The organism is Lysinibacillus sp. FSL P4-0201 (genome assembly GCF_038593425.1).
Taxonomy (GTDB): Bacteria; Bacillota; Bacilli; order Bacillales_A; family Planococcaceae; genus Lysinibacillus; species Lysinibacillus capsici.
Window position 1 is genome coordinate 3,315,113 of the sequence record NZ_CP151995.1, and the last position, 22,803, is coordinate 3,337,915.

General features: G+C 37.8%; 24 protein-coding genes, 1 tRNA gene, 1 riboswitch and 1 other annotated feature. Of the genes, 5 read left to right on the top strand and 20 right to left on the bottom strand.

The annotated features are described in order from the left end of the window. Positions 1 to 51: 51 nt before the first annotated feature. Complete coding sequence (locus MKY76_RS16615) at positions 52 to 1,758, bottom strand: DNA integrity scanning protein DisA nucleotide-binding domain protein (protein WP_342556867.1); 1,707 nt, start codon at positions 1,756 to 1,758, stop codon at positions 52 to 54. A gap of 159 nt (positions 1,759 to 1,917) precedes the next feature. Here MKY76_RS16615 and MKY76_RS16620 point away from each other — a divergent pair, with 159 nt between their 5' ends. Then, positions 1,918 to 2,730, top strand: a complete 813-nt coding sequence (locus tag MKY76_RS16620) for an Arm DNA-binding domain-containing protein (protein WP_342556868.1) — start codon at positions 1,918 to 1,920, stop codon at positions 2,728 to 2,730. After that, complete coding sequence (locus MKY76_RS16625; RefSeq protein ID WP_342556869.1) at positions 2,730 to 3,026, top strand: tyrosine-type recombinase/integrase; 297 nt, start codon at positions 2,730 to 2,732, stop codon at positions 3,024 to 3,026. The genes MKY76_RS16620 and MKY76_RS16625 overlap by 1 nt, the downstream gene beginning before the upstream one ends. A 164-nt stretch (positions 3,027 to 3,190) precedes the next feature. Here the strand turns inward: MKY76_RS16625 and MKY76_RS16630 are convergent. Next, positions 3,191 to 3,264: transfer RNA gene (locus MKY76_RS16630), tRNA-Arg, on the bottom strand. A 220-nt stretch (positions 3,265 to 3,484) separates the two neighbouring features. Here MKY76_RS16630 and MKY76_RS16635 point away from each other — a divergent pair. Next, on the top strand, positions 3,485 to 4,231 hold the full coding sequence (locus tag MKY76_RS16635; protein WP_342556870.1) for an SDR family oxidoreductase: 747 nt from the start codon (positions 3,485 to 3,487) through the stop codon (positions 4,229 to 4,231). Between the two features lie 93 nt (positions 4,232 to 4,324). Continuing rightward, on the top strand, positions 4,325 to 4,975 hold the full coding sequence (locus tag MKY76_RS16640; RefSeq protein WP_112116280.1) for a hypothetical protein: 651 nt from the start codon (positions 4,325 to 4,327) through the stop codon (positions 4,973 to 4,975). On the opposite strand, the gene MKY76_RS16645 is transcribed toward MKY76_RS16640, so the two are convergent. The 13 genes from MKY76_RS16645 to MKY76_RS16705 all read right to left on the bottom strand — a co-directional run bounded on the left by MKY76_RS16645 (position 4,972) and on the right by MKY76_RS16705 (position 15,202). Further along, positions 4,972 to 5,670 (bottom strand): DUF2071 domain-containing protein, encoded by a 699-nt coding sequence (locus MKY76_RS16645; RefSeq protein ID WP_342556871.1) that lies wholly within the window; start codon positions 5,668 to 5,670, stop codon positions 4,972 to 4,974. The genes MKY76_RS16640 and MKY76_RS16645 overlap by 4 nt on opposite strands. A 59-nt stretch (positions 5,671 to 5,729) precedes the next feature. Next, the gene (locus MKY76_RS16650) at positions 5,730 to 5,891 is read right to left on the bottom strand and encodes a DUF2639 domain-containing protein (protein WP_016991537.1); all 162 of its coding nucleotides are present in this window, start codon (positions 5,889 to 5,891) and stop codon (positions 5,730 to 5,732) included. A 109-nt stretch (positions 5,892 to 6,000) separates the two neighbouring features. Further along, positions 6,001 to 7,461 carry a YdiU family protein gene (locus tag MKY76_RS16655; protein WP_342556872.1) on the bottom strand — a complete coding sequence of 487 codons (1,461 nt, stop codon included), beginning with the start codon at positions 7,459 to 7,461 and terminating at the stop codon, positions 6,001 to 6,003. 129 nt (positions 7,462 to 7,590) lie between these two features. Further along, positions 7,591 to 8,094 carry a metallophosphoesterase gene (locus MKY76_RS16660; protein ID WP_009373890.1) on the bottom strand — a complete coding sequence of 168 codons (504 nt, stop codon included), beginning with the start codon at positions 8,092 to 8,094 and terminating at the stop codon, positions 7,591 to 7,593. A 12-nt stretch (positions 8,095 to 8,106) separates the two neighbouring features. Beyond that, on the bottom strand, positions 8,107 to 8,700 hold the full coding sequence (locus MKY76_RS16665) for an XTP/dITP diphosphatase (RefSeq protein WP_004226443.1): 594 nt from the start codon (positions 8,698 to 8,700) through the stop codon (positions 8,107 to 8,109). Position 8,701: 1 nt separating this feature from the next. Then, positions 8,702 to 9,451 carry a ribonuclease PH gene (gene rph / locus MKY76_RS16670; protein WP_319839460.1) on the bottom strand — a complete coding sequence of 250 codons (750 nt, stop codon included), beginning with the start codon at positions 9,449 to 9,451 and terminating at the stop codon, positions 8,702 to 8,704. A 132-nt stretch (positions 9,452 to 9,583) separates the two neighbouring features. Then, positions 9,584 to 10,381 (bottom strand): glutamate racemase, encoded by a 798-nt coding sequence (racE, locus tag MKY76_RS16675; RefSeq protein ID WP_004226440.1) that lies wholly within the window; start codon positions 10,379 to 10,381, stop codon positions 9,584 to 9,586. 10 nt (positions 10,382 to 10,391) lie between these two features. Further along, a complete protein-coding gene (locus MKY76_RS16680) occupies positions 10,392 to 10,844 on the bottom strand; it encodes a MarR family transcriptional regulator (RefSeq protein ID WP_016991542.1) in 453 nt (150 codons plus the stop codon). A 74-nt stretch (positions 10,845 to 10,918) separates the two neighbouring features. After that, on the bottom strand, positions 10,919 to 11,140 hold the full coding sequence (locus tag MKY76_RS16685; RefSeq protein WP_004226437.1) for a LuxR C-terminal-related transcriptional regulator: 222 nt from the start codon (positions 11,138 to 11,140) through the stop codon (positions 10,919 to 10,921). Positions 11,141 to 11,327: 187 nt separating this feature from the next. Beyond that, positions 11,328 to 11,792: a thioesterase family protein gene (locus MKY76_RS16690; RefSeq protein ID WP_066037526.1), complete on the bottom strand. Its 465-nt coding sequence runs from the start codon at positions 11,790 to 11,792 to the stop codon at positions 11,328 to 11,330. 195 nt (positions 11,793 to 11,987) lie between these two features. Further along, positions 11,988 to 12,767: a succinate dehydrogenase iron-sulfur subunit gene (gene sdhB / locus MKY76_RS16695; RefSeq protein ID WP_004226431.1), complete on the bottom strand. Its 780-nt coding sequence runs from the start codon at positions 12,765 to 12,767 to the stop codon at positions 11,988 to 11,990. A gap of 5 nt (positions 12,768 to 12,772) precedes the next feature. Then, positions 12,773 to 14,527, bottom strand: a complete 1,755-nt coding sequence (sdhA, locus tag MKY76_RS16700; protein WP_004226429.1) for a succinate dehydrogenase flavoprotein subunit — start codon at positions 14,525 to 14,527, stop codon at positions 12,773 to 12,775. 66 nt (positions 14,528 to 14,593) lie between these two features. Continuing rightward, complete coding sequence (locus tag MKY76_RS16705; RefSeq protein WP_004226428.1) at positions 14,594 to 15,202, bottom strand: succinate dehydrogenase cytochrome b558 subunit; 609 nt, start codon at positions 15,200 to 15,202, stop codon at positions 14,594 to 14,596. A 272-nt stretch (positions 15,203 to 15,474) separates the two neighbouring features. On the opposite strand from MKY76_RS16705, the gene MKY76_RS16710 reads away from it, so the two are divergent. After that, positions 15,475 to 15,909, top strand: coding sequence for a YslB family protein (locus MKY76_RS16710; protein ID WP_048393678.1), 435 nt, complete (start codon positions 15,475 to 15,477; stop codon positions 15,907 to 15,909). Between the two features lie 98 nt (positions 15,910 to 16,007). On the opposite strand, the gene MKY76_RS16715 is transcribed toward MKY76_RS16710, so the two are convergent. The 5 genes from MKY76_RS16715 to MKY76_RS16735 form a co-directional block, all read right to left on the bottom strand. Continuing rightward, positions 16,008 to 17,234 carry an aspartate kinase gene (locus tag MKY76_RS16715; RefSeq protein ID WP_103118619.1) on the bottom strand — a complete coding sequence of 409 codons (1,227 nt, stop codon included), beginning with the start codon at positions 17,232 to 17,234 and terminating at the stop codon, positions 16,008 to 16,010. 133 nt (positions 17,235 to 17,367) lie between these two features. Beyond that, positions 17,368 to 17,545, bottom strand: a riboswitch (Lysine riboswitch). A gap of 107 nt (positions 17,546 to 17,652) precedes the next feature. Next, positions 17,653 to 19,443: an excinuclease ABC subunit UvrC gene (gene uvrC, locus MKY76_RS16720; protein WP_342556873.1), complete on the bottom strand. Its 1,791-nt coding sequence runs from the start codon at positions 19,441 to 19,443 to the stop codon at positions 17,653 to 17,655. Positions 19,444 to 19,566: 123 nt separating this feature from the next. Continuing rightward, a complete protein-coding gene (gene trxA, locus MKY76_RS16725) occupies positions 19,567 to 19,878 on the bottom strand; it encodes a thioredoxin (protein ID WP_004226420.1) in 312 nt (103 codons plus the stop codon). Positions 19,879 to 19,999: 121 nt separating this feature from the next. Then, positions 20,000 to 21,349 (bottom strand): amino acid permease, encoded by a 1,350-nt coding sequence (locus MKY76_RS16730; RefSeq protein WP_326140715.1) that lies wholly within the window; start codon positions 21,347 to 21,349, stop codon positions 20,000 to 20,002. A gap of 58 nt (positions 21,350 to 21,407) precedes the next feature. Continuing rightward, positions 21,408 to 21,641: a binding site (T-box leader), on the bottom strand. Positions 21,642 to 21,780: 139 nt separating this feature from the next. Then, positions 21,781 to 22,758, bottom strand: coding sequence for an electron transfer flavoprotein subunit alpha/FixB family protein (locus MKY76_RS16735; RefSeq protein ID WP_054549982.1), 978 nt, complete (start codon positions 22,756 to 22,758; stop codon positions 21,781 to 21,783). Between the last annotated feature and the right edge of the window lie 45 nt (positions 22,759 to 22,803).

Genomic DNA, 22,803 nt, shown 5'->3' on the forward strand with positions numbered 1-22,803 from the left:
GAGATCATTTTCATATACTGATACTCAATTATTTTTATTTATCTAATTATGTTATAAATAATATGACTCATTCATATTGTAATCCGCTTGGAATTTTTCATGTACTATTTTTATATTTGTTTTCATTTTTTCTTGAATCTTTGGAAATATATCGTTTATTTCAATACAGTCTTCTTCTAAAAGATAGAAATTTAACGCTTTTAATTCAAACATCGTTGAATTAAAACATTTTATATCAACTGATTCTTGATTATTCAATTCCCTTAATATATCTATTAACATATCTATTTTTTCTCTAGAAATTCGAGGTTTTAAATTGGGAATAAGATTGATATATCCATCTTCTGAAATTACCACTATTAAACAATCACTTTGCTGAGCTTCTAAATATCTTATTGCTGAGTTGTATCTTGCACCTCTCGACATATCTCCATTCTCTGATGCTACACCGTCTAATATAACACCTAATGCAACACATTCACCATTCGGCTCAATTAATATAGCACCATCAATCGAAGTTACATATTCTATTAGTTTAGAATCTATTATCGTCCCACTTATTTTTAGACATTGATTCCCTAATCTCTCTGATTCTTCTTTAGCCTTACTCGAAATAACAACCATTGTTCCATGTTTTTGTTTAGACGCACTTATAATAGTCGACCAGACTGTTTGAATGTTATCATCACTAACGTCTTTAAAAACCCTAAAAAAAATATCTTTAAATTGCTCATAATCTATTTTTTCAATCGGTATTTTTGGATTACTATACTCTACCTCCATCAAAACTTCATCCTTATGTACTAATTGCCACAAATAATGCTTTCTAAATTTAATAACGAAAACACTTTCTGTTGCTTTATCATAGTTTGATAACTGTCCTAATCCATATACTGTTTCACCATCTGATAACAAATAAACTTCCTCATTAGTCATTTCTAAGAGCTTTCTTATAGTACGATGTTGCCTCAAATAAATCGGCTCTTTAAATTCAATTAATTTATTTATATATTCATTATCTGCTTTTCCAATTAGTATTCCACCTTTAGCCTCTGCCCCCTCATAATATTGTGCTGAAATAATATTAAAAGATTCATACAAATTAAAGCTACCTTTAAATTGAAATAATAAATTTTCTAAAAACCATTTTGCTCCCCCTTTTATAAATTCTTCAGCTGTTCTTCTTAGAACTCTATCTTGACCAATATCAGGTAAATTTAATACTTCTGAACTTGTACTTAAAAACTCTTCAATTGTAGCTTCTAAATATGATCTATACAATTTGAATCTATCACTATTTTCTTTTGTTAATTTAGGAATCTTACTTAACCCATTCTTATCTAGCTGCAAAACAATAAATACTAAATAACCGTTTATTTCAACTGGTTTTGCTACAAAGAATTGATTTTCAGTATATATTTGATTTAGATTTTCTTCCATTTGTTGTGATTTGGATATTAGTAATTGATTTTTATGCCATCTTTCTTCAGCAATAGGATGACTAATTAATATTCCTTTACTAATCTCTGTATACTTTAAATAAGCATTATCTATAATATCTTTAAAATCAGATTCTTTAAAAGTTGTATCTTTGAATATTACCTCAATATTATGCGGATTGTTCTTATAAACTTCCTTATTCCAAATTCCAACAATTGAAATCTCCGGATTTAAATCTTTATTAATATTTTTAAAAATATCTTCAACCAACACTTTTAATGAAGATTGAAAATGTGGTTGATAACCCCAGATATACATGAAATCCCTCCTAATTTATATCTAGCCTAGAAAAAACTTTTTCAAATCATTTTAATTTTACATTATATTCCTTCATATTAATATAACTTCAAACTCTAATTTAACAACTAATTCACCCTATGCTAAAGTAATCTCATACCTATAAAAAGGAGGCACAATATGGCAAGTTACACGAAACGCGGTAGCACTTGGCAATATAACATCAGTCGTGTAGTCGATGGTAAACAGAAACCAATACGTAAAGGAGGTTTTAAAACAAAGAAGGAGGCAATGGAAGCTGCGTTGCAAGTCGAGTTAGATTTGGTAAATGGCGTTTTAAATCCTGTAAAGAACTACCCGCTAGAGAAGTATTTTAAAAGCTGGTATGAAACGTTTAAAACGGATATATCAAACATCACGCTTAATTCGTACAAAGCTACGCACAACAAGCTCGTAACCTATTTCAATAATCGCGCTATACAAGATATTACGAAGCGTGAGTATCAACAATTTTTAAATGATATGGGGATGCAGTTCGCGAAAACAACAAACCGTAAAATAAACGGCTTTATTCGAACTTGTGTTAAAGAAGCGATTGATGAAGGTCTCATTAAAACTGATTTTACTCGTAAAGTAACGATTACCGGTTTTGCGAGTAAAAAGTCTTCGGAGAAGTTTCTAGACTATAAGGCAAGTCAGAAACTACTCAAATATTTAGCTGATCATCGTTATGAGTGTTTGGAATATCCCATGTTAATCGTTAGCTTGAGTACGGGTTTACGATTTGGAGAGCTTGTAGGATTAACCATTGATAATGTTGATTTAAAGGCTGGTAAAATTGCGATTGTGCAGCAGTGGAATTATAAAGAAGGTGGTGGATTTGGACCGCTTAAAAATGAAGCCAGCGAGCGAAGAATTAACGTTGATAAACTAACATTAACGATTTTGAAAGAATTGATACTTAAAGTAAAGAATAACAAGGGAATCAACTAGTGTTCTATCACGCTGACTCTCCTATTCAGGTTGTAACGAATGATCGGTTAAATGATGTGTTACGACGATGCTTGCGTAATCTAAAAATCACACCAATTATTACCGCGCATGGCTTACGACATACACATGCGAGTATACTTTTGTATAAAGGCATTAGTTTGCTTTATGTATCAGAGCGGCTTGGTCACGCTTCATTAGACATCACTACCTCTACATATGCACACCTCATGAAAGAGCTACGTGAAAAGGATTCAAAGCAAACTACAGGCATTTTTGAACGTTTATTTAACGTATAAAAATCGTGTGTATAATTTGTGTAGAGAGGTGTATAAACCACACCTTTTCCTAATGTTTTCTAACGTAACCCCAAAAAAACAGAAAAAACGCCCCAAACCCTTATATCATAAGGATTTGAAGCGCTTTTACTTAGGTTCAAACTTCATCAATCTGAACCCTTCGACGTCCCAGGAGGGATTCGAACCCCCGACCGACGGCTTAGAAGGCCGTTGCTCTATCCAGCTGAGCTACTGAGACATGATGTCGTTTCTTATGTATTCCATAGGAAGGACAATATTTATTATATGTACTTTATAGCATAATGTCAACATTAATTTTACTATGCAGGCAAGGTTTGCCTCATATTTTTTATCATATGTTGCTACAGCATCCATTATACCATTTCTTCACCCTCTTAACAGGACGGATAGCAAAATATTTGCTACACTTTGGCGATAAAAAAGTAGGAGGTTTGTGGATGTTTAAAGATTTAGTCGTTATTGTCACAGGTGGTGCACAAGGGATTGGTAAGGGTATTACGCTTGCATATGCACAACAAGGTGCAAAAGTGGTGATTGCTGATTTGAAGGCAGGCTTAGGTCAACAGTTAGAACAGGATATGCTTGCTCAAGGCTACTCTGCATTATTTGTTCCAACGGATGTGACAAAGGAACAGGATATTATTCATTTGATGCAGCGAGCTGTTGAGCAATATGGAACCATTCATATTTTAATTAATAATGCTGGGAAGTTCCAGCATCAATCTCCCTATGAGGTGACGTTTGATGAGTGGCAGGATTTGTTGCAGACGAATTTAACGGGTACCTTTTTTTGTGCCAGAGAGGCTGCAAAAGTGATGCGGCATAATGCAAAGGGTGGTTCCATTGTTTCGCTGGCCTCAACGCGAGCTGAAATGTCAGAGCCTCATACAGAAGCTTATGCGGCTACAAAGGGTGGTATCATAGCGTTAACACATGCTTTAGCGCGATCTTTAGGGCCAGATCAAATTACAGTGAATTGTATTTCACCTGGGTGGATTGAAACAGGTGATTACGAGGCACTACGGCCAATCGATCATGCGCAGCATTTGTCAGGAAGGGTTGGTCTGCCTGAAGATATTGCACAGGCTTATCTCTATTTAACAAACCCGATCAATAACTTTGTGACAGGTATTAATCTTACAGTTGATGGTGGCATGACGAAGAAAATGATGTATGAAGCGTAATTTTGTCGTCTCTTCTTTTCTTTCTTGTTCTTCATACTCCGAGATTCCTTAGAGTATGCTACTGTAGGAGAAAGAACAAGAAGGAGTGAAGCCTTGTACCCCTATTCAAATGGTTTTTCATTAAGCCAGCTGTATCATGCCCCCTATACGCAGTATACGGCTCCGATTCGTCACTTTTTACAGTCAAATGATTACCGACGCTGTATTAGTAAAGGCGAAGCAGACTTTATGGCTATGAACCGCTTACTTTGGATGGAGCATGTGAATTGGACACGGATGACTATTATTAGCATTGTGTTTAATTTGCCTGATTTACCCTTTGTGCAGCAGCGTTTGCTACGTAATGCAACCGATTTAGGGAATTGTTTACGCCCCTTTTATGGTGACTCCGTGGCGGATCGTTATGCAGCTTTAATTAAAGAGCATCTGGTAATTGCGGCTCAATTAGTGACAGCTGCTGCGAAAGGTGACGCTACCACAGCGGAAGCTAAAGAGAGGGAATGGTATCGTAATGCAGATGATATTGCTTTCTTTTTGCATACAATAAATCCATACCTAAGTAGAGAGGCCGTACAAAAAATGTTTTATACACATTTAGCTTTAACGAAAAATGAAGCTGTCACGATGATACAAAAAGATTATCAGGCTGATGTAGAGGTATTTGATGAAATTGAAGCAGAGGCACTTGCGATGTCAGATATGATAGCCAGCGCCATCGTTATGCAATTTTGTTACCTCTTTTAATGCAAAAATCTTGATGGATTTATGATCATTTTATGCTCAACTGCTGGAGGAAAAACTCTCGCTGTTTTGTTTTTAGCATAATGAGCACGAGGCTGCATGCCCTGAAGTTTCCCCTTCATAAAAGAGGCTAATGTATTGCTTTCAATCGTTACGTTGGCTCTTTTTAATTCCCATGAGGAGTGGTGAATATCAATGCGAAAAAGTGTATCCTTCCATTTCGCCCATGAATGGTAGCGCTCTACAATCCATCGGTCAAAATTAGTATTGGTCTTGTCTCCTATTGTATAAATAACCCTCAATCTTTCGTCACATGCTTTGTAATGGCTTGTGTATGAATAGTGATTCCCTCTTTGTTTTACTAGGATGTTGGAATGGCGATATGGCAAGCTACCTATTGCCATAATTTTTGATAAGAAATAATTCGTCACATCTAAATGAAAAAAATAGATGCCTTTCATGCCGTTATACTCCACATATGTTCGGACATTCAATTGTAAATAGGTATTCATCCCAGGAAGAGGTGGTAGAAAGCGTAGCCGATGTCGATAAACTTTAAAAAGGACAACACTAAGCCAGGCATTTTGTTCAAAGAGATCGAGCTTCAGTTCTTTAGGTACATGTTTTTCAAGTTCTTGAGGGGCTATCGGCCAATGTAAAAATAGAACATCTTTCCATGTTTGAGTCATCATCCACATAGTAAAACTCCTTTCTAATCACTAGTTTTTCCTAGAAAGGAGTTCTTCAAACAAACGGTCTATTGATTTTGCTCAGCAGACTCTATTTCGACATAACGATAATATAAGTTTCGTAATTCAGATTCTTTATATAAGCCTAAATGACTTTTAAATTGAGGATGAACCATTATTCCATGAGCACGTAAAACTTTGACAAACCAACCCTTTGAATACTTATGCACCGACCCTATTCTCCTTTATTTTTATTCATACATAGAATATGCGTTTGAATACGGTAGAGTGCCTTTATACAAATAAAAAACGAGAGAATAAATAACTCTCGTTTTTTACTTATGTGCCACAAAACGTACGATATGGTTGATTAGTGTGTTCAGGTAATGAAGCGTATTCTTGTTGTTCTTTCGCATGAGCATAAGGCTGAGCTAGGACTTTTAGTAGGTTGTCCATCACAGTATAATCGCCTTGTTCTACAGCCGCTTCCAAAGCTTCTTCTACCCTGTGGTTACGCGGAATAACAGCTGGATTATGTTGGCGCATTAATTGTTGTGACATGTCTTTGTTTTGCTGCTGTCTTGCTAATCGAGCTTGCCATTTGTGATACCAGTCCTTAAAAGCTGGTGCGTTAAATAATGGGGAATCCTCCAATTGCTCAAACGTTAAGGCGATAAAGGTATTCGTATAATCTGCTTGATATTGCTGCATAAGCTGAAGAAGCTCTTCAACAAGCTGGATGTCTTCTTGCTCCTCATTAAAAATGCCTAGCTTTGCACACATTCCTTTCAACCAATTTTCTACATATAATTTTGGATACTGTTGTAGCGTTTCTTGTGCCAGTTGAATGGCTTTTTCTTGATCATCATCAATTAAAGGTAGTAAGGACTCTGCTAAGCGCGTTAAATTCCAGCCACCGATATTGGGCTGATTTCCATAAGCATAGCGTCCTTGGTGATCAATCGAGCTAAACACAGTCGCAGGATCATAGATGTCCATGAATGCACAAGGACCATAATCAATGGTTTCACCGCTAATGGTCATATTATCGGTGTTCATGACGCCATGGATAAAGCCCACTAACTGCCACTTTGCTATAAGGGAGGCTTGTTTCTTTATGATTTCATTTAACAAATAAAGATAACGATTTTGATTGCCAATATTAGCTGAGTAATGTCGTTCTATTGCATAATCAGCTAAAAGCTGTAGCTCCTCATCTGTCCCCCATTGCGCAGCATATTGAAATGTCCCTACCCGCAAATGACTACTTGCAACTCTTGTGACAATAGCGCCTGGTAGTTCCGTTTCTCGAATAATCATTTCACCTGTAGTGACTACTGCTAGACTACGTGAAGTTGGGATCCCTAGTGCAAACATCGCTTCACTAATAATATACTCCCTTAGCATTGGACCTAATGCGGCTCGCCCATCTCCACCTCGAGAATAAGGTGTTCTACCTGATCCTTTTAAAGCAATATCATACCGTTCCTTTTGAGGTGTGATTTGCTCCCCATATAATAGAGCCCTACCATCACCTAGCATATTAAAATGACCAAATTGATGCCCTGCGTAAGCCTGTGCAATCGGTTCGCCACCTTCTGGGATTGTATTACCAGCTAAAACGGCTAATGCTTCCTCACTCTTTAAAGCCTGAATGTCTAACCCAAGTGATGCTGCAACTGATTCATTTAATAAGATCAATTTTGGTGAACGAACAGGATTTAACGATATGTCGGAATAAAAAATACTTGGTAGTTGAAGGTAACTATTATCAAAATGCCAGCCAATTGTTTTTTTCATGTTTTCTCCTTTATTGCCTTTACGATTTATTTTTGCTATTTCAGCATGAATCATTCATAGGCAATTTTACCATTATCAGTAGCCCAAATAAAAATCCGCATACTTTACTAGTTATGCGGATTTTCTCTATTATTGTCGATCAAATGTATATGTAGCCATACATTGATTATCATCTGTCATGCAATCAACTTTAAAAGATGTCGCATTGATTTCCACAACAGCAAAGCTTTTCTCTTTACGACCACGTGGTTTTAATAAGCTGCCTGGATTTAAAAATAGGATATCATCCATCATTTCGGCACCAAGAATATGTGAATGACCAAAGCAAACGATCTGTGCACCTACTTCTTTAGCACGATAGGATAATGATAAGATGGAATTTTTCACATTGAATAAATGACCGTGTGTCACAAAAATCTTTACATCATGGACCATGAACATTTCTTCTTCAGGGAAAGCCTTCTCACGATCACAGTTTCCACGTACTTTTTTCAATCCTTCTAATGCCTCATGTGAATAGGGAAGTTCACTATCTCCACAATGAACCACAATATCTATTTCAGGATAAAAACCTTTAACCTTTTCGATGACATGGCTGTCACCATGTGTATCGCTCATAACAAGCATTTTCATGGATATCACCTCTTATTTGATAAGATTCGGTAATTGCTCCTTTAACTTGCGAATTGCATTGCCTCGGTGAGAAATAGAACCCTTTTCCTCTGGTGAAAGCTCAGCCATCATTCGATTTAAGCTTGGCACAAAAAAGATTGGATCATAGCCAAAGCCATTCGTTCCACGCTTTTCATGGGCAATGACGCCTTCACATGTACCAAATACCGTTGTTGTTGCGAAATCAGGTCCTGCAATTGCAATACAGCAGCAAAAACGTGCTGTACGTTTGTCATCTTCGACACCTTGTAAATTTTCTAACAGTTTAATCATGTTTGCTTCATCGTCATGGTCACCAGCATAGCGAGCGGAGTACACACCTGGCTCACCATTTAATGCATCTACTGCTAAACCACTGTCATCTGCAATAACAATGGTATTAAGCTCCTTCGCCAATGCTTCTGCTTTTAAGATGGCATTTTCTTCGAATGTTGTTCCTGTTTCTTCTATTTCCATATCTGGTGCCACTTCAAACATTGTTACGACTTCATAACCAAGTGGTCCAAATAATGCTTCAAAATCTTTTGCTTTTCCTTTATTTTTTGTGGCGATGACTACTTGTTTCATATTATTGATTCCCTCCAACTTTGTGTGCCAGTTCACCAAGCGTTATTTTTTGAAGCTCAACTAATTGTTGTATGCCTTTTTCACCTAATGCTAACAATTCATTTAGTTCTTCACGAGAAAAAGTAGCTTCCTCACCAGTACCTTGTAATTCAACAAATCGTCCTGCGCCTGTCATCACAATGTTCATATCAACAGCTGCAGCCACATCTTCTACATAATTTAAATCAAGAATAGCGCCTTGTTCTTCAACGATCCCAACACTTGTAGCTGCTAAAAAGTCTATTACTGGGAATTTTTCAAATGGCTTTTCTTCAGCAAATTTAGCAATGGCCTGTGTCATGGCAACAAATGCTCCCGTAATGGATGCTGTACGAGTACCGCCATCCGCTTGAATGACATCACAGTCAATCCATACAGTACGTTCGCCTAGCGCCCCTAAATCGACTACAGCACGCAATGCACGCCCAATCAAGCGCTGAATCTCCATTGTACGACCATTGACTTTCCCACGAGAGGATTCACGTGGTGTCCGTTGAGCGGTTGCACGAGGCAACATGGAATACTCGGCTGTAATCCACCCTTTACCTTGCCCACGTAGAAAACCAGGTACCTTGTCTTCAATCGTTGCGGTGCAAATTACTTTTGTATTGCCTACTTGAATTAATACGGAGCCTTCAGGGTGTAATAGATACTCACTATCTATTTTCACAGGTCGTAGCCCATCTGCATTTCTACCATCATATCTTGTCATATATTTCGTTCCTCCTAAAAACTTTCGCGCCCTCATCTTATCATAATTTGTGCCATCAAAAAAGTACTCGGTGGCTTATGTACAATGCTGAAAACGGCAAAAATCAGCCTAGCCTGTTGCTAAGCTGATTTTTTATTTTAATGTGATACGTTTTATGTCGAGAGTACCTTGCTCTAACCAATTCTCAGCAATCGAACGGAAAATTGGGACAGAACCAGTTGCAAAAAATCTATGAGCAGGCACCGCATTTGCATTTGCTAAAGTGCCATTATACGCTAACATTTCCTGTACATCCTTTGCTGTTTCCTCCGCAGAAGATAAAACATTCACATCTTCTCCGACAACAGCTTCAATTTGTTTTTGTAAAATAGGATAATGTGTACACCCTAAAATAACCGTATCAAATTGTCGATTTTTCAACGGCTTTAAGCCTTCTGCTATTAAATTATTTGCAAAGTCACCTTTATATTCGCCACTTTCTACAAGTGGTACGAATGTGGGACAAGCTAGTGGAATAATATGTGTTGACGTATTGAGTGACAATAAGGCTTCTTCATACGCCCCACTTTTAATTGTTCCTTCTGTTGCAAGCACAACGACTTCATGTCGCTTCGTTTTTTTTACAGCTGCACGTGCGCCAGCATTGATAACACCTAGTACTGGAAAAGGCATATTTCTTTGTAAACTTTCGAGTGCTACTGCAGTCGCTGTATTACAAGCTATAACGAGCATCTTAACATTCATTTTTTCGAGTGCTTTTGCCATTTGCCAAGTAAAATTCCGTACTTCCTGACGACTTCTTGGACCATACGGACACCTTGCTGTATCGCCAATATAATAAATCGTTTCGTTTGGCAATCGCTTCATGATTTCTTTTGCTACGGTTAAACCGCCTACTCCTGAGTCAATAACGCCTATCGGGGCATTCATACTTTCCGCCTCAATCCTGTTTCATGTGTACATGTAGTTTTTCTAAATAGCTTGATAATTGCGCGACTTCTTGTTCATTAAAACCAACAAGCATCTCTTGCAAATATTGCTGTCTTTTTTCAATTACTTCTTGAATGATACGTTCGCCCTTTTCGAGAAGATGAACGACAACGACACGGCGATCATTTTCATCACGCACACGCTTGACTAATTCATTTTTCTCCATTCGGTCCACTAAATCTGTTGTCGTGCTAAAAGCTAAATATAAACGGTTTGATAATTCGCCAATTGTAATATCACCAAGCTCTTCTAACCACTGTAATGCAACAAATTGTGGCGGCGTAATCGCATAATCGGAAACAATTTCTCTTCCCTTTTGCTTCACGATGGCCGCTATATAGCGTAATTCCTTTTCAACCGTTGCAACGGTTTCAGGTGAGTGCTTTGTTACTTCATCCGACATATAACTATTTCACTCCTAAAAATACGTTGAATAGTTCTATTTTGTCGTTTTTTTCACGAAATAGCAAGTGTCCATTAGTCTAATTTAAATTCTTCCAAGCGTAACAGCTCAATTAACGCCTGAGATCGATTCGTTACACCTAGCTTTTGAATTGTATTGGAAATGTGATTTCGCACTGTTTTTTCACTAATACCAAGCTGCTCTGCAATATCTCTCGTTGTTTTTTCAGCTAATAAAAGCGCAAATATTTCACGTTCTCGGTTTGTTAAAAGAGAACGATGATGAGAGCCATTCATTCAGTTACACCCTCCTCCCCCGCACGTATTGTAACTTATGTTAAGGGGCAGGAAGCGGTGACGGCTATTTGCATGATTATTCTATGTTTCCTTAAAAATTTCGAAAATTACATTGTTACATTCATAAATTTTACGTAAAAAGCAAAACCTACTATTTCAATAAATTTACATATACTTATATATTGAACTAGTGAGGCAGAATGGCCAACTGAATGAATTTCGTTTTTTCTTCCTCTGAAATCGGCACACTTTTACCTGTACGAGGATCCATTTGTACAATTGTTCCACGACCAGTGAAACAGATTTCGTCCTTTTGATTTTTTGCTAGATAGTGAATGTCCATCGACGAATTCCCAACTTGCGCGATTTTTGTATAGATTCGTAGTACGTCATCAAAGAAAACCTGCTTTACATAATCGCATTGTAAATCGGCTACAATAGGTATAGATTTCACATTCTCTTCTCCAACTGGGGGCATTAAAATTCCTAAATGTCTGAAGTAATCAATTCTTGCTTGCTCAAAATATGTAAAGCTAATCGTATTGTTCATATGACCATACATGTCTGTTTCTGAAAATCGCACTCGTACCTCGCTAAAAAATGAAAAACCCTTTTCCCACTCTTGAAAATTATCGATATAATTTGCCTTCATGATATACCACCCCCTGTCATGTAATTGCACGTCTTTTATCAATCAACGGCAAACAAAATGAATATATATTCATTATAAAAGAAAATGCTATATTATCATAGAAAAAATGTAAATAAACAACTTGATAAATTTCATTTCTATAACTATAAAAAACTCCCTTACACTTCGTGTAAGGGAGTTCAGCTTGTCCGTATATTAGTCTACGTAGTGGTCAGAACCGAAGAAGTTACGGAACATTTGCACTGTAGTTGCACGGTTTAATGAAGCGATGGATGTTGTTAAAGGAATACCTTTTGGACATGCAGCAACACAGTTTTGAGAGTTACCACAGTTTGCAAGGCCACCATCACCCATAATTGCATTTAAACGTTCATCTTTAATCATAGCACCAGTTGGGTGAGTGTTGAAAAGACGTACTTGTGATAATGGAGCTGGTCCGATGAATGAAGCTTTTTCAGACACGTTTGGACATGCTTCCATACATACACCACAAGTCATACATTTAGATAGTTCATAAGCCCATTGACGTTTACCTTCTGGCATACGTGGACCTTCACCTAAATCATACGTACCATCGATTGGTACCCATGCTTTAACTTTTTTAAGTGCGTTGAACATACGTTCACGGTCAACTTGTAGGTCACGAATAACAGGGAATGTTTTCATTGGCTCCAATTTAATCGGCTCTGTCAATTGGTCTACTAGTGTAGAACATGATTGACGTGGACGGCCATTGATCACCATTGAACATGCACCACAAACTTCTTCTAAACAGTTCATATCCCATGATACTGGTGATGTGTTTACACCATCTTCAGTAACAGGATTTTTTTGAATTTCCATTAAAATTGAAATTACGTTCATACCATGACGGTAAGGCACTTGGAATTTTTGCCAGTAGCTATTGCCGCCTTGTGTATCTTGACGTAAGATTTCCACTTTGACCATTCTTCCAGTATTAGCTGCGATTTGCATAACTTTTAGTCTCCTTTCGCAGAGTAGTCGCGTTTACGTGGTGGGATTAATGAAACGTCGACTTCTTGGTACGTGATGATTGGATTACCAGTAGCTGGGTCAAACTTCGCCATTGTTGTTTTTAAGAAGTTCTCATCATCACGGTTAGGGAAATCAGGTTTATAGTGTGCACCACGAGATTCATTACGTAATAGTGCACCTTTTGTCATTACTTTTGCAAGCACTAACATATTTTTAAGCTGACGTGTAAAGTGTGCGCCTTGATTGCTCCATTTTTGCGTATCATTGATGTTGATGTTGTTCCAACGCTCAGTAAGCTCATCAAGTTTTTTCAATGTATCTTCAAGCTGATCATTGTAACGTACTACAGTCATTGTAGCAGTCATCATTTCACCAAGCTCTTTATGCAGTAAGTAAGCGTTTTCTGTGCCTTCCATTTTCATGATAGCATCCCATTTCGCTTGTTCCTCTTTTACACGAGCATCGTAAATCTCTTGTGGAAGATCTTCAGCATGCTTTTTAAGGTGTTTTACATAGTCTACTGCGTTTGGTCCTGCAACCATACCACCGTAGATAGCAGATAATAATGAGTTTGCACCAAGACGGTTTGCACCATGTTGAGAGTAATCACATTCACCTGCTGCAAATAGACCAGGAATTTCAGTCATTTGATTGTAGTCAACCCATAATCCACCCATTGAATAGTGAACTGCTGGGAAAATTTTCATTGGTAATTTACGTGGGTCATCCCCTACGAATTTTTCGTAGATTTCGATGATACCACCAAGTTTAACGTCCAATTCATGTGGATCTTTATGTGAAAGATCTAGGTATACCATGTTTTCGCCATTGATACCAAGTTTTTGGTTTACACAAACGTCGAAAATTTCACGTGTCGCAATATCACGTGGTACTAAGTTACCATAAGCTGGGTATTTCTCTTCTAAGAAGTACCAAGGTTTACCGTCTTTATAAGTCCAAATACGACCACCTTCGCCACGAGCTGATTCTGACATTAGACGGTTTTTGTCATCTCCAGGAATCGCTGTTGGGTGAATTTGAATGAATTCACCATTCGCATATGAAGCACCTTGTTGATAAACGATAGAAGCAGCAGAACCTGTGTTAATAACAGAGTTTGTTGTTTTACCGAAGATAATACCAGGGCCACCAGTCGCCATAATAACAGCGTCTGCACGGAATGATTTAATTTCTTCTGTACGCATATCTTGCGCTACGATACCACGACAAACGCCGTCTTCATCGATAATAACACCAAGGAATTCCCAGTGTTCATATTTATTTACTAAACCAGCTACTTCATGAGAACGAACTTGCTCATCTAGCGCATATAGTAATTGTTGACCTGTTGTTGCACCAGAGAAAGCTGTACGGTGCATTAAAGTACCACCAAAACGACGGAAATCTAAAAGTCCTTCTGGTGTACGGTTGAACATAACACCCATACGGTCCATTAAGTGGATAATGCCAGGTGCTGCATCACACATACCTTTAACTGGTGGTTGGTTCGCTAGGAAGTCCCCACCATAAACTGTATCATCAAAGTGGATCCATGGAGAATCCCCTTCACCTTTAGTATTTACCGCACCATTAATTCCGCCTTGCGCACAAACAGAGTGTGAGCGTTTTACAGGAACTAATGAGAATAAATCAACTTCAGTACCAACTTCAGCTGCTTTAATCGTTGCCATCAGACCGGCAAGACCACCGCCGACAACAATTATTTTGCTTTTCGCCATGATTATTTCTCACTCCTCTTAAAAAATTGCAATGATTGCATGTGCTCTATCGTAGCTTCTATTGAATTATACGAAAGCTAAAATAGCAGCCACACCAACTACACTTAGAATTACGAAAAGAATGTTTGTTACGTAAGTAGCGATCTTTTGAGACTGAGGAGATTGTGTAATACCCCAGCTTACTAGGAATGCCCATAAACCGTTAGATAAGTGGAAAGTTGCTGATAAAATACCAACAATGTAGAATCCAAGCATGAATGGATTAGCAACAATATTCGCCATCATGTCGTAATCAACGTGTGTGCCAAGTGCTTTTTGAATACGAGTTTGGAAAATATGCCATGCAATAAATATCACTAAGAATACACCAGTAAAACGTTGTAAAGAGAACATCCAGTTACGGTACGTGCTGAAACGTCCTGTGTTTGGTGTAGCAGTGAATGCAATGTAGACACCATAGAATGCGTGGAACATTAATGGAATATAGATGACAATCCATTCAACTAGGATAAGGAATGGAATCTTTTCCATTACTGCGGTAGCATCGTTGTAACTTTCTGCCCCGCCTGTTGCTGTAAAGTTAATGAACAGGTGCATCGTTAAAAACAGACCTACTGGAATGATCCCAAGTAGAGAATGTAAGCGACGCCATAAAAACTCTCGATCTTTCGACAAGACTGTTACCCCCCTTAGTACTTAAAATAGCACAACAAAAGAAGTCATCATTTTGTAAATGATACTTCATTGACTGTGTATTTCATCATGGTACAATATTATGACATGTTTATTGTACTCTCAAGAGCTACGAGCGTCAAGGCAACTCGGAGTTTTTCATAGAGCTTATTAAAGAACTAATCTAGTACATGATGCGTCGTTTTTTCTCGAAAAATCTATCATTACTTTATTACCGTTAAATTTTAAGAAAATTCTAAGAAAGAAGGATAACAATGTTAAACACTCCATCTCCTACAATCTCATCATTTGGCTATGAGATCATTCGTGATCATATTCTATCTTCTATACTCGGTAAACATGAAGATGACGTCCTTTATTGGGCAGGTAAAGAGCTTGCTCGAAAGTTCCCATGTAAAAGTCAAGATGAACTTATCGCATTTTTCGCAGATGCCTGCTGGGGTACATTAGAACTCATAAAGGAATCAAAAGATGGACGTATTTTCCAGTTGACAAATGACCCTGAAATTCTTCAAATAAAGCAGCGCAGCTTTAAACTTGAAGCAGGATTTATAGCAGAGCAAATTCAACTAGCTAAAGGCTATCTGACAGAATGCTATAATGAAAAACGGGAAAAGCAACAATACGTCATGTTTACAGTCAAATGGGACGTTAAAGAACGTATTATGAATACCATTCCCTCAGAATAATTAAAAAGGATTGTTTCCCATTAAAGAATGGGATGACAATCCTTCTTTTTTCTTCCTTTTATTTCGGTCAATTACATAAAATGCTGTTTCTTCTATTATTATATGTAAAGTGCTTGCTCTAAATTAAACTCATCATGGAGAGCATTAGCTGCTTGGATCATATCATCCTGTGGTACAACAACGGACACTTTTATTTCAGAAGTACTAACCATTTTTACAGGGATATTTTCACGACGTAACCGATCAAACATACGAGCAGCAACGCCTGGATTAGAAGCCATGCCTGAACCAATAATAGAAACTTTTGCTAGTCCAATTTCGAAGTCAGCAAAACTAAATCCAAGTGATAATTTACTATCCTCTAAAACACGTAATGCTTCCGCAAATTCCTCTTTTAAAATGGAAAACGATACAGTTGGCTTCAACCCATCAATAATGGCTTGGACAATAATATCTACATTAATACGGTTCTCTGCAAGAACCGTAAATATATCTGCTAATGAAGCATTGGAAAAAGCATCATACCCCACTGTTAAACGAATAATATCTGATTCAAATGCAACACCACGAACGACTAAATTTTTTTCCATTTCCACTTCCTCCTTCAATAAAGTGCCTACTGATTCTATTAAACTTGAACGTATAATAACAGGCATTTGAAATTTCTTCGCTAACTCCACCGCACGAGGATGTATGATATGAGACCCTAAATTCGATAATTCCAACATTTCATCATAGGAAATTTCTTGAAGCTTTTGGGCATTGGGAACATATCGTGGATCTGCTGTATAAACACCGTCCACATTTGTATACATATCTACTCTCTCCGCTTCCAACGCTATGGCAAGTGCAACAGCAGTTGTTTCAGCTCCACCTTTCCCAAGCGTGGTGATATTGTGCACTTCGTCAATCCCTTGTTCTCCAGCAATAACCACAATTTGTCCCTGTGCAAAATGTTCTTCCATACGACTAATATCTATATAGTCGATACGAGCATGTCGATACATACCATCCGTATGTATACCAGCTTGCCATCCAGTTAGAGATACAGCCTCATAGCCTGCTTCCTGCAAAGCGATGGCAAATAAAGCACTAGATAATTGAGAGCCAGTTGACAAAACTGCATCTAATTCTCTTTTCGACACATCGTCAGTTAGTTGGTGTACCATCATTTTCATCTCTTTCGCAGTGTGTCCCATTGCTGCAACGACCACTACTACATCCAATCCTTTGTCCTTTTCAGCAATCGCTTTCCTAGCAGCCTCTTGGATTTGTTCAGAAGAAGCTAATGCAGCTCCTCCAAACTTCATCACGATTTTAGCCATTTCTTTCGTTCTCCCTTCCAGTTCATGTATTTCACCAAATTATGGGGGGTAAAACCGTTTCTAGAAAACTAAAAGGCAGCCTCCACATAACGTGAAAGCTGCCTATAACATGTACAATAATCGTAACTTGCGCATGTGTGATAGCTCTCCGAAACGTTTAGAATCGACAGTCTTACATTTCTTAAATGCAAAACCAGTACGGCAATGGAACAACAATACTGTACTTCGGCAAGCTCCCCTTTCACACAATATCTCTGGACTTGTCCATCCTCCATCGTGTTACTCTTGAATCTTGCACCTCTATCATCACTTTAAAGTGAATGTATTCAATTCATTAAGCCTTAGCGTAAACAAACTAGTCACGCAGTTGACTCTCCATAACATTGAAAACAATGTTATTTATAACCATAGCACATGCCTATTCCTTTGACAATGATTGTTGCTGAAAATAGCTAAAAATTTGGCTTGCTAAATTAGCGGGCATCCCAGCCTCCTGTAATGCTAGCTCGCTCGCCTCTCGAATTTTTTTGACTGAACCGAAATGTTTAAGCAGCTGTTGCTTTCGTTTTGGTCCTACCCCTTCAATATGATCTAATACAGATTGAATGGCATGCTTCTCATGCTGTTGACGCAAGAAGGTAATAGCAAAGCGATGGACTTCGTCTTGAATTCGTTGTAATAAATAAAAGCCATCACTTGTACGTTTTAAGCTAATCACTTCTGGTGGATCACCAAACAAGAGCTGAGATGTATTATGCTTATCATCCTTGGCTAAACCAGCAATCGGTATAACAAGACCAAGCTCATCTTCTAGTACTTCACGGGCTACTTCCATTTGTCCCTTACCACCATCAATTAAGACTAAATCTGGTAATGGTAGTCCTTCCTTTAAAACACGTATATAGCGACGACGTATAACCTCCTGCATTGCACCGTAATCATCATGCTTGGCTGCTGTACGCGTTTTATATTTTCGGTACTCCTTTTTCGCAGGCTTCCCATCAATGAAAACAACCATAGCAGATACTGCATCCGTTCCATGCATATGACTATTATCAAAAGCTTCAATTCGTAAAGGTGTACTAATGCCCATTGCTTCACCAAGTGCCTCACAAGCACCAATCGTACGTTCTTCCTGACGCTCTATTAGCTGGAATTTAGCTGCCACAGCAATTTCAGCATTTTTGGTAGCTAATTCAACCAATTCCTTCTTTTGACCTCTTTTCGGTGTGAGCACTTTAATTTCTAATAATTCTGTTAAGATAGCTGCATCAATGGCTTGTGGAATAAAAATTTCTTTTGGCTTAATATGCTCTGGCTTTTCATAAAAGCGCCCAACAAATGTTAAAAATTCTTCCTCTGCATCTTGATAGATGGGAAAAATTGAGACATCGCGCTCAATCAGCTTTCCTTGACGCACAAAGAAAACCTGAACACACATCCATCCTTTTTCAACAGCATAGCCAAATACATCTCGATTTGTAGTATCACTTGAAACTATTTTTTGTTTCTGCATAACCGTATCAATATGGGCAATTTGGTCTCGGAATTCCTTCGCTCGCTCAAATTCTAGGTTTTCTGCAGCTACTAGCATTTTAACTTCAAGCTCTTTTTTGACTGCCTCCACACCACCATTTAGAAACTTCGTCATATCCTCAATCATTTCTTGATAAACCTGACCATCAATTTCCTTCACACAAGGTGCTAAGCATTGACCCATGTGATAGTACAAGCAAACCTTGGAAGGTAATTGTACACATTTGCGCAGCGGATACAATCGATCCAATAGCTTTTTCGTTTCACTTGCTGCATAGGCATTCGGATAAGGACCAAAATATTTTGCCTTATCCTTTTTTACCTTCCGTGTCGTAATCAGACGAGGATGTTTTTCATTCGTAATTTTTAAATATGGATAGGTCTTATCATCCGTTAACATGACATTATATTTTGGATCATGTAATTTGATGAGATTCAGCTCTAAAATAAGTGCTTCAATATTTGATGACGTTACAATATACTCAAAATCTTCTATTTCACCTACAAGCCTTTGCGTTTTCCCTTCATGTGTTCCCGTAAAATAAGAACGTACACGGTTTTTTAGAACTTTTGCTTTACCGACATAAATGATAGTCCCTTGTCGATCCTTCATCAAATAGCAGCCAGGTTGATCTGGTAAAATATCCAGTTTTCGCTTTATTAAATCGTTCATTACCTACCTGCCCCCCTAAGTAAAAATTCCCCTTATTAGAATAATGTTAGTTATTTTCTTTATTATATAACGAAAAAAAGCCGAACACATCAATTGATGGCTCGGCTTTGTGAACTTCATTCATTACGCATGTTTTGCGATAAATGCTTCTAAAGCTTCTTTTGGTTGGAAGCCTACTGTTTTGTCAACTAATTCTCCATCTTTAAATAATAGTAAAGATGGGATTGACATAATTTGATACTGAGCTGCAGTACCTTGGTTATTGTCAACGTCAACTTTTACAATTTTAGCCGCACTACCTGCTGCGTCCATTTCTTCAAGAACTGGCCCAATCATTTTACATGGTCCGCACCAAGCAGCCCAAAAGTCTACTAGTACTAACCCTTCTTTAATATCGTCCTGGAACGTAGCATCTGTTGCATGTACAATTGCCATTTGAAATCCTCCTTAAACTTACTATGCTTGTAGTATAGCATGGATAAATTCACTTGAGCGAACAATCTGCCTACAATGTATTTTTTATGCAAATCTGTGTCGAAAAATCAATACATAGTCATTAATTGACTTGATAACGACCCTTCAATACATAGGTTAACGTAATAAAAAGGTAAATAGCTAACGTAATGCCTGTCACAATAATAGATGTGGTGAAAATAATTCCGATGAGAATCGCACTTAACGCCAATATAGCTATCCAAGTCGTATAAGGGAACCATTTTACTTCATAGGCACTTGTGTGTTCTACTTGTTTTTTACGTGATTTTAAATGTGCAATCGCAATAATTAACCAAATAAATAACACAGTATAACCAAGTGATCCCATTAGAAAATCAAATGTTTTGCTTCCCGCATATAAAGATAAAATGACCCCTAAATACATCGCTAAAGTACACATTAAAATAGCATATACTGGTACTTTTCGTTTCGATAAATAAGCAAAGATTTTAGGCACACGTCCATCTACAGCCTGTGTATATAGTACGCGTGATGAACCATACAGTCCTGAATTCATTGATGAAATAATGGCAAGTAAAACAACAGCGTTCATAATATGGTCTGCCCCTGGAATACCAACCATTTTAAAAACCATGACAAACGGGCTTTCAGGAACCCCATTTACTTCATTCCAAGGAATCAAGCTTACGATAATAAAGAATGGCAGTAAATAAAAAGTAACAATACGTACTAATGTACTGCGAACAGCTTTTGGCACTACTTTTTCCGGATTTTTCGTTTCAGCTAATGTAATCCCGATGATTTCTGTCCCACCATAGGAGTAGATAACTACAAGCATTGCAGCAATTAATCCCGTCGAGCCATTAGGGAAGAACCCACCATGCTCCGTTAAGTTAGCAAAACCAACAGCACTATGATTTCCAAACGTCACAAGCAATAAAATAAGTCCTGCAATGATAAAGACAATAATAACAGTAATTTTGATTAATGCTAGCCAATATTCTGTTTCTGCAAAGATTTTTACGGATAATAAATTAATCGCTGTTACTAACACAGAAACAGATAGTGCCAGTATCCAAATTGGATATTCTGGTAACCAATATTGAATAAAGATAGCAGCCACGACAGACTCTGCTGCAATATTTAAAACCCACATTTTCCAGTAGATCCAATCTAGGAAATACGCAGGGTATTTACCTAACACGGATTGCACTAAATCTCTAAAGGTTCTTGCTTCTTTATTACGCACGGCCATTTCTGCTAAGCCTTGCATAACAAATAATAAAATAATGCCGCCGATTAAATACGCAATCAGCACAGATGGTCCTGCCATATCAATGGCTGCACTACTTCCTTTAAATAATCCCGCGCCAATGGCACCACCTAACGCCATCATCGTGATATGACGCGAGGTCATTGTTCTTGTTAATTGTTGCTTGTTTTTTTCCACTTTCTTACCTCCTAAATATCAAAAAAGCATACCATCTATTCCTTCATCATCAAATGAAAGAAGAGACGATATGCTATCAGCAAACCGCGGTACCACTCTAATTGGCTCTTGAGAACCCAGCTTAAAAAACCTTGTAACGAAGGTTAACCGTCAAACAAATAGAATAATCTGATAATTCTATTTGTGTTACCACTCCTAGGCAAGTTCAAAGTCTTATTGGTCTGCGTTGCACCAACCCGCAGCTCTCTACACCGAATAACGAGCTTTTACTACTCCTAATCTTTGCGTTTCAAATCATTAATGTATCCATCACTATAATGTCTATCGTTAATTATGTCAATATTTTATTTTGCAATAATTTTCAAATAGTACTTTTTAAAATGGAAAGCAATATAAAAAAGCAGGAAGGGATATCCCTTCCTGCATCTGTATTATGCGTTCACTTTTAATGCTTTAAATTCTTCAATTAGCAGCGGAATAACTTCAAATAAATCTCCTACGATACCATAATCCGCTACTTTGAAAATATTTGCTTCAGGATCTTTATTGATAGCAACAATGACTTTTGAATTGGACATTCCAGCTAAATGCTGAATTGCGCCCGAAATACCTGCTGCAATATAAAGATCTGGTGTTACAACCTTACCTGTTTGTCCGATTTGCAGCGAGTAATCACAGTATTCAGCGTCACATGCACCACGTGATGCACCTACTGCACCGCCTAGTAAATCAGCTAGCTCTTTTAATGGCTCGAAGCCTTCTTCTGACTTCACGCCACGACCACCTGCAACAACTACTTTCGCTTCTGAAAGATCTACACCTTCTGAAGATTTACGAACAACTTCTTTAATAATTGTGCGCAGATTTGTAATCTCTACAGAGATGGCAGACACATCACCTGTTTTACCTTCTGCTTTTTCTAAAGGTGTAATGTTATTTGGACGAATAGAAGCTAAGACAACGCCTTCTTTAACTTTTACTTTTTCAAAGGCTTTACCAGAGTAAATTGGTCGGATGAATACCACATCGTCGCCTGCACCTTCAATAGCAGTGACATCAGATACTAGACCTGCCTGCAATTTGCTTGCAATTTTTGGCGATAAATCTTTCCCATTTGCTGTATGACCAAAGACAATACCTGCTGGTTGTTCTTGCTCGATAACAGCTAATAGTGCTTGACTATAGCCATCAGATGTATATTGTTTTAAATGTGGGTGTTCCACTGTTACTACTCGATCAGCACCATATTCAAATAATGGACCAGTTAAACCTGCTACAGCATCCCCTAAAAGTACCCCAACAACTTCGCCACCATCAGCGATTTGTTTTGCAGCTGCAATTGCTTCGAAAGAAACATTACGTAAGCTTCCTTCACGAACTTCACTTAATACTAATACTTTTTTTGACATAGCATATTCCCTCCGTTACCCTTTAAGATTCGATTGACATCAAAT

Coding starts and splice junctions, on each gene's coding strand:
- MKY76_RS16680 (WP_016991542.1), bottom strand. CDS start 10,844: ATGTCGGATGAAGTAACAAAGCACTCACCTGAAACCGTTGCAACGGTT.
- sdhA (WP_004226429.1), bottom strand. CDS start 14,527: ATGGCGAAAAGCAAAATAATTGTTGTCGGCGGTGGTCTTGCCGGTCTG.
- MKY76_RS16715 (WP_103118619.1), bottom strand. CDS start 17,234: ATGGCTAAAATCGTGATGAAGTTTGGAGGAGCTGCATTAGCTTCTTCT.
- MKY76_RS16635 (WP_342556870.1), top strand. CDS start 3,485: ATGTTTAAAGATTTAGTCGTTATTGTCACAGGTGGTGCACAAGGGATT.
- MKY76_RS16645 (WP_342556871.1), bottom strand. CDS start 5,670: ATGTGGATGATGACTCAAACATGGAAAGATGTTCTATTTTTACATTGG.
- MKY76_RS16660 (WP_009373890.1), bottom strand. CDS start 8,094: ATGAAAATGCTTGTTATGAGCGATACACATGGTGACAGCCATGTCATC.
- MKY76_RS16685 (WP_004226437.1), bottom strand. CDS start 11,140: ATGAATGGCTCTCATCATCGTTCTCTTTTAACAAACCGAGAACGTGAA.
- MKY76_RS16655 (WP_342556872.1), bottom strand. CDS start 7,461: ATGAAAAAAACAATTGGCTGGCATTTTGATAATAGTTACCTTCAACTA.
- MKY76_RS16620 (WP_342556868.1), top strand. CDS start 1,918: ATGGCAAGTTACACGAAACGCGGTAGCACTTGGCAATATAACATCAGT.
- MKY76_RS16690 (WP_066037526.1), bottom strand. CDS start 11,792: ATGAAGGCAAATTATATCGATAATTTTCAAGAGTGGGAAAAGGGTTTT.
- trxA (WP_004226420.1), bottom strand. CDS start 19,878: ATGGCAATTGTACATGCAACAGATGCTACGTTCCAGGACGATATTAAA.
- MKY76_RS16735 (WP_054549982.1), bottom strand. CDS start 22,758: ATGTCAAAAAAAGTATTAGTATTAAGTGAAGTTCGTGAAGGAAGCTTA.
- MKY76_RS16710 (WP_048393678.1), top strand. CDS start 15,475: ATGTTAAACACTCCATCTCCTACAATCTCATCATTTGGCTATGAGATC.
- racE (WP_004226440.1), bottom strand. CDS start 10,381: ATGAATGCCCCGATAGGCGTTATTGACTCAGGAGTAGGCGGTTTAACC.
- sdhB (WP_004226431.1), bottom strand. CDS start 12,767: ATGCAAATCGCAGCTAATACTGGAAGAATGGTCAAAGTGGAAATCTTA.
- rph (WP_319839460.1), bottom strand. CDS start 9,451: ATGACAAGATATGATGGTAGAAATGCAGATGGGCTACGACCTGTGAAA.
- MKY76_RS16615 (WP_342556867.1), bottom strand. CDS start 1,758: ATGTATATCTGGGGTTATCAACCACATTTTCAATCTTCATTAAAAGTG.
- uvrC (WP_342556873.1), bottom strand. CDS start 19,443: ATGAACGATTTAATAAAGCGAAAACTGGATATTTTACCAGATCAACCT.
- MKY76_RS16665 (WP_004226443.1), bottom strand. CDS start 8,700: ATGAAACAAGTAGTCATCGCCACAAAAAATAAAGGAAAAGCAAAAGAT.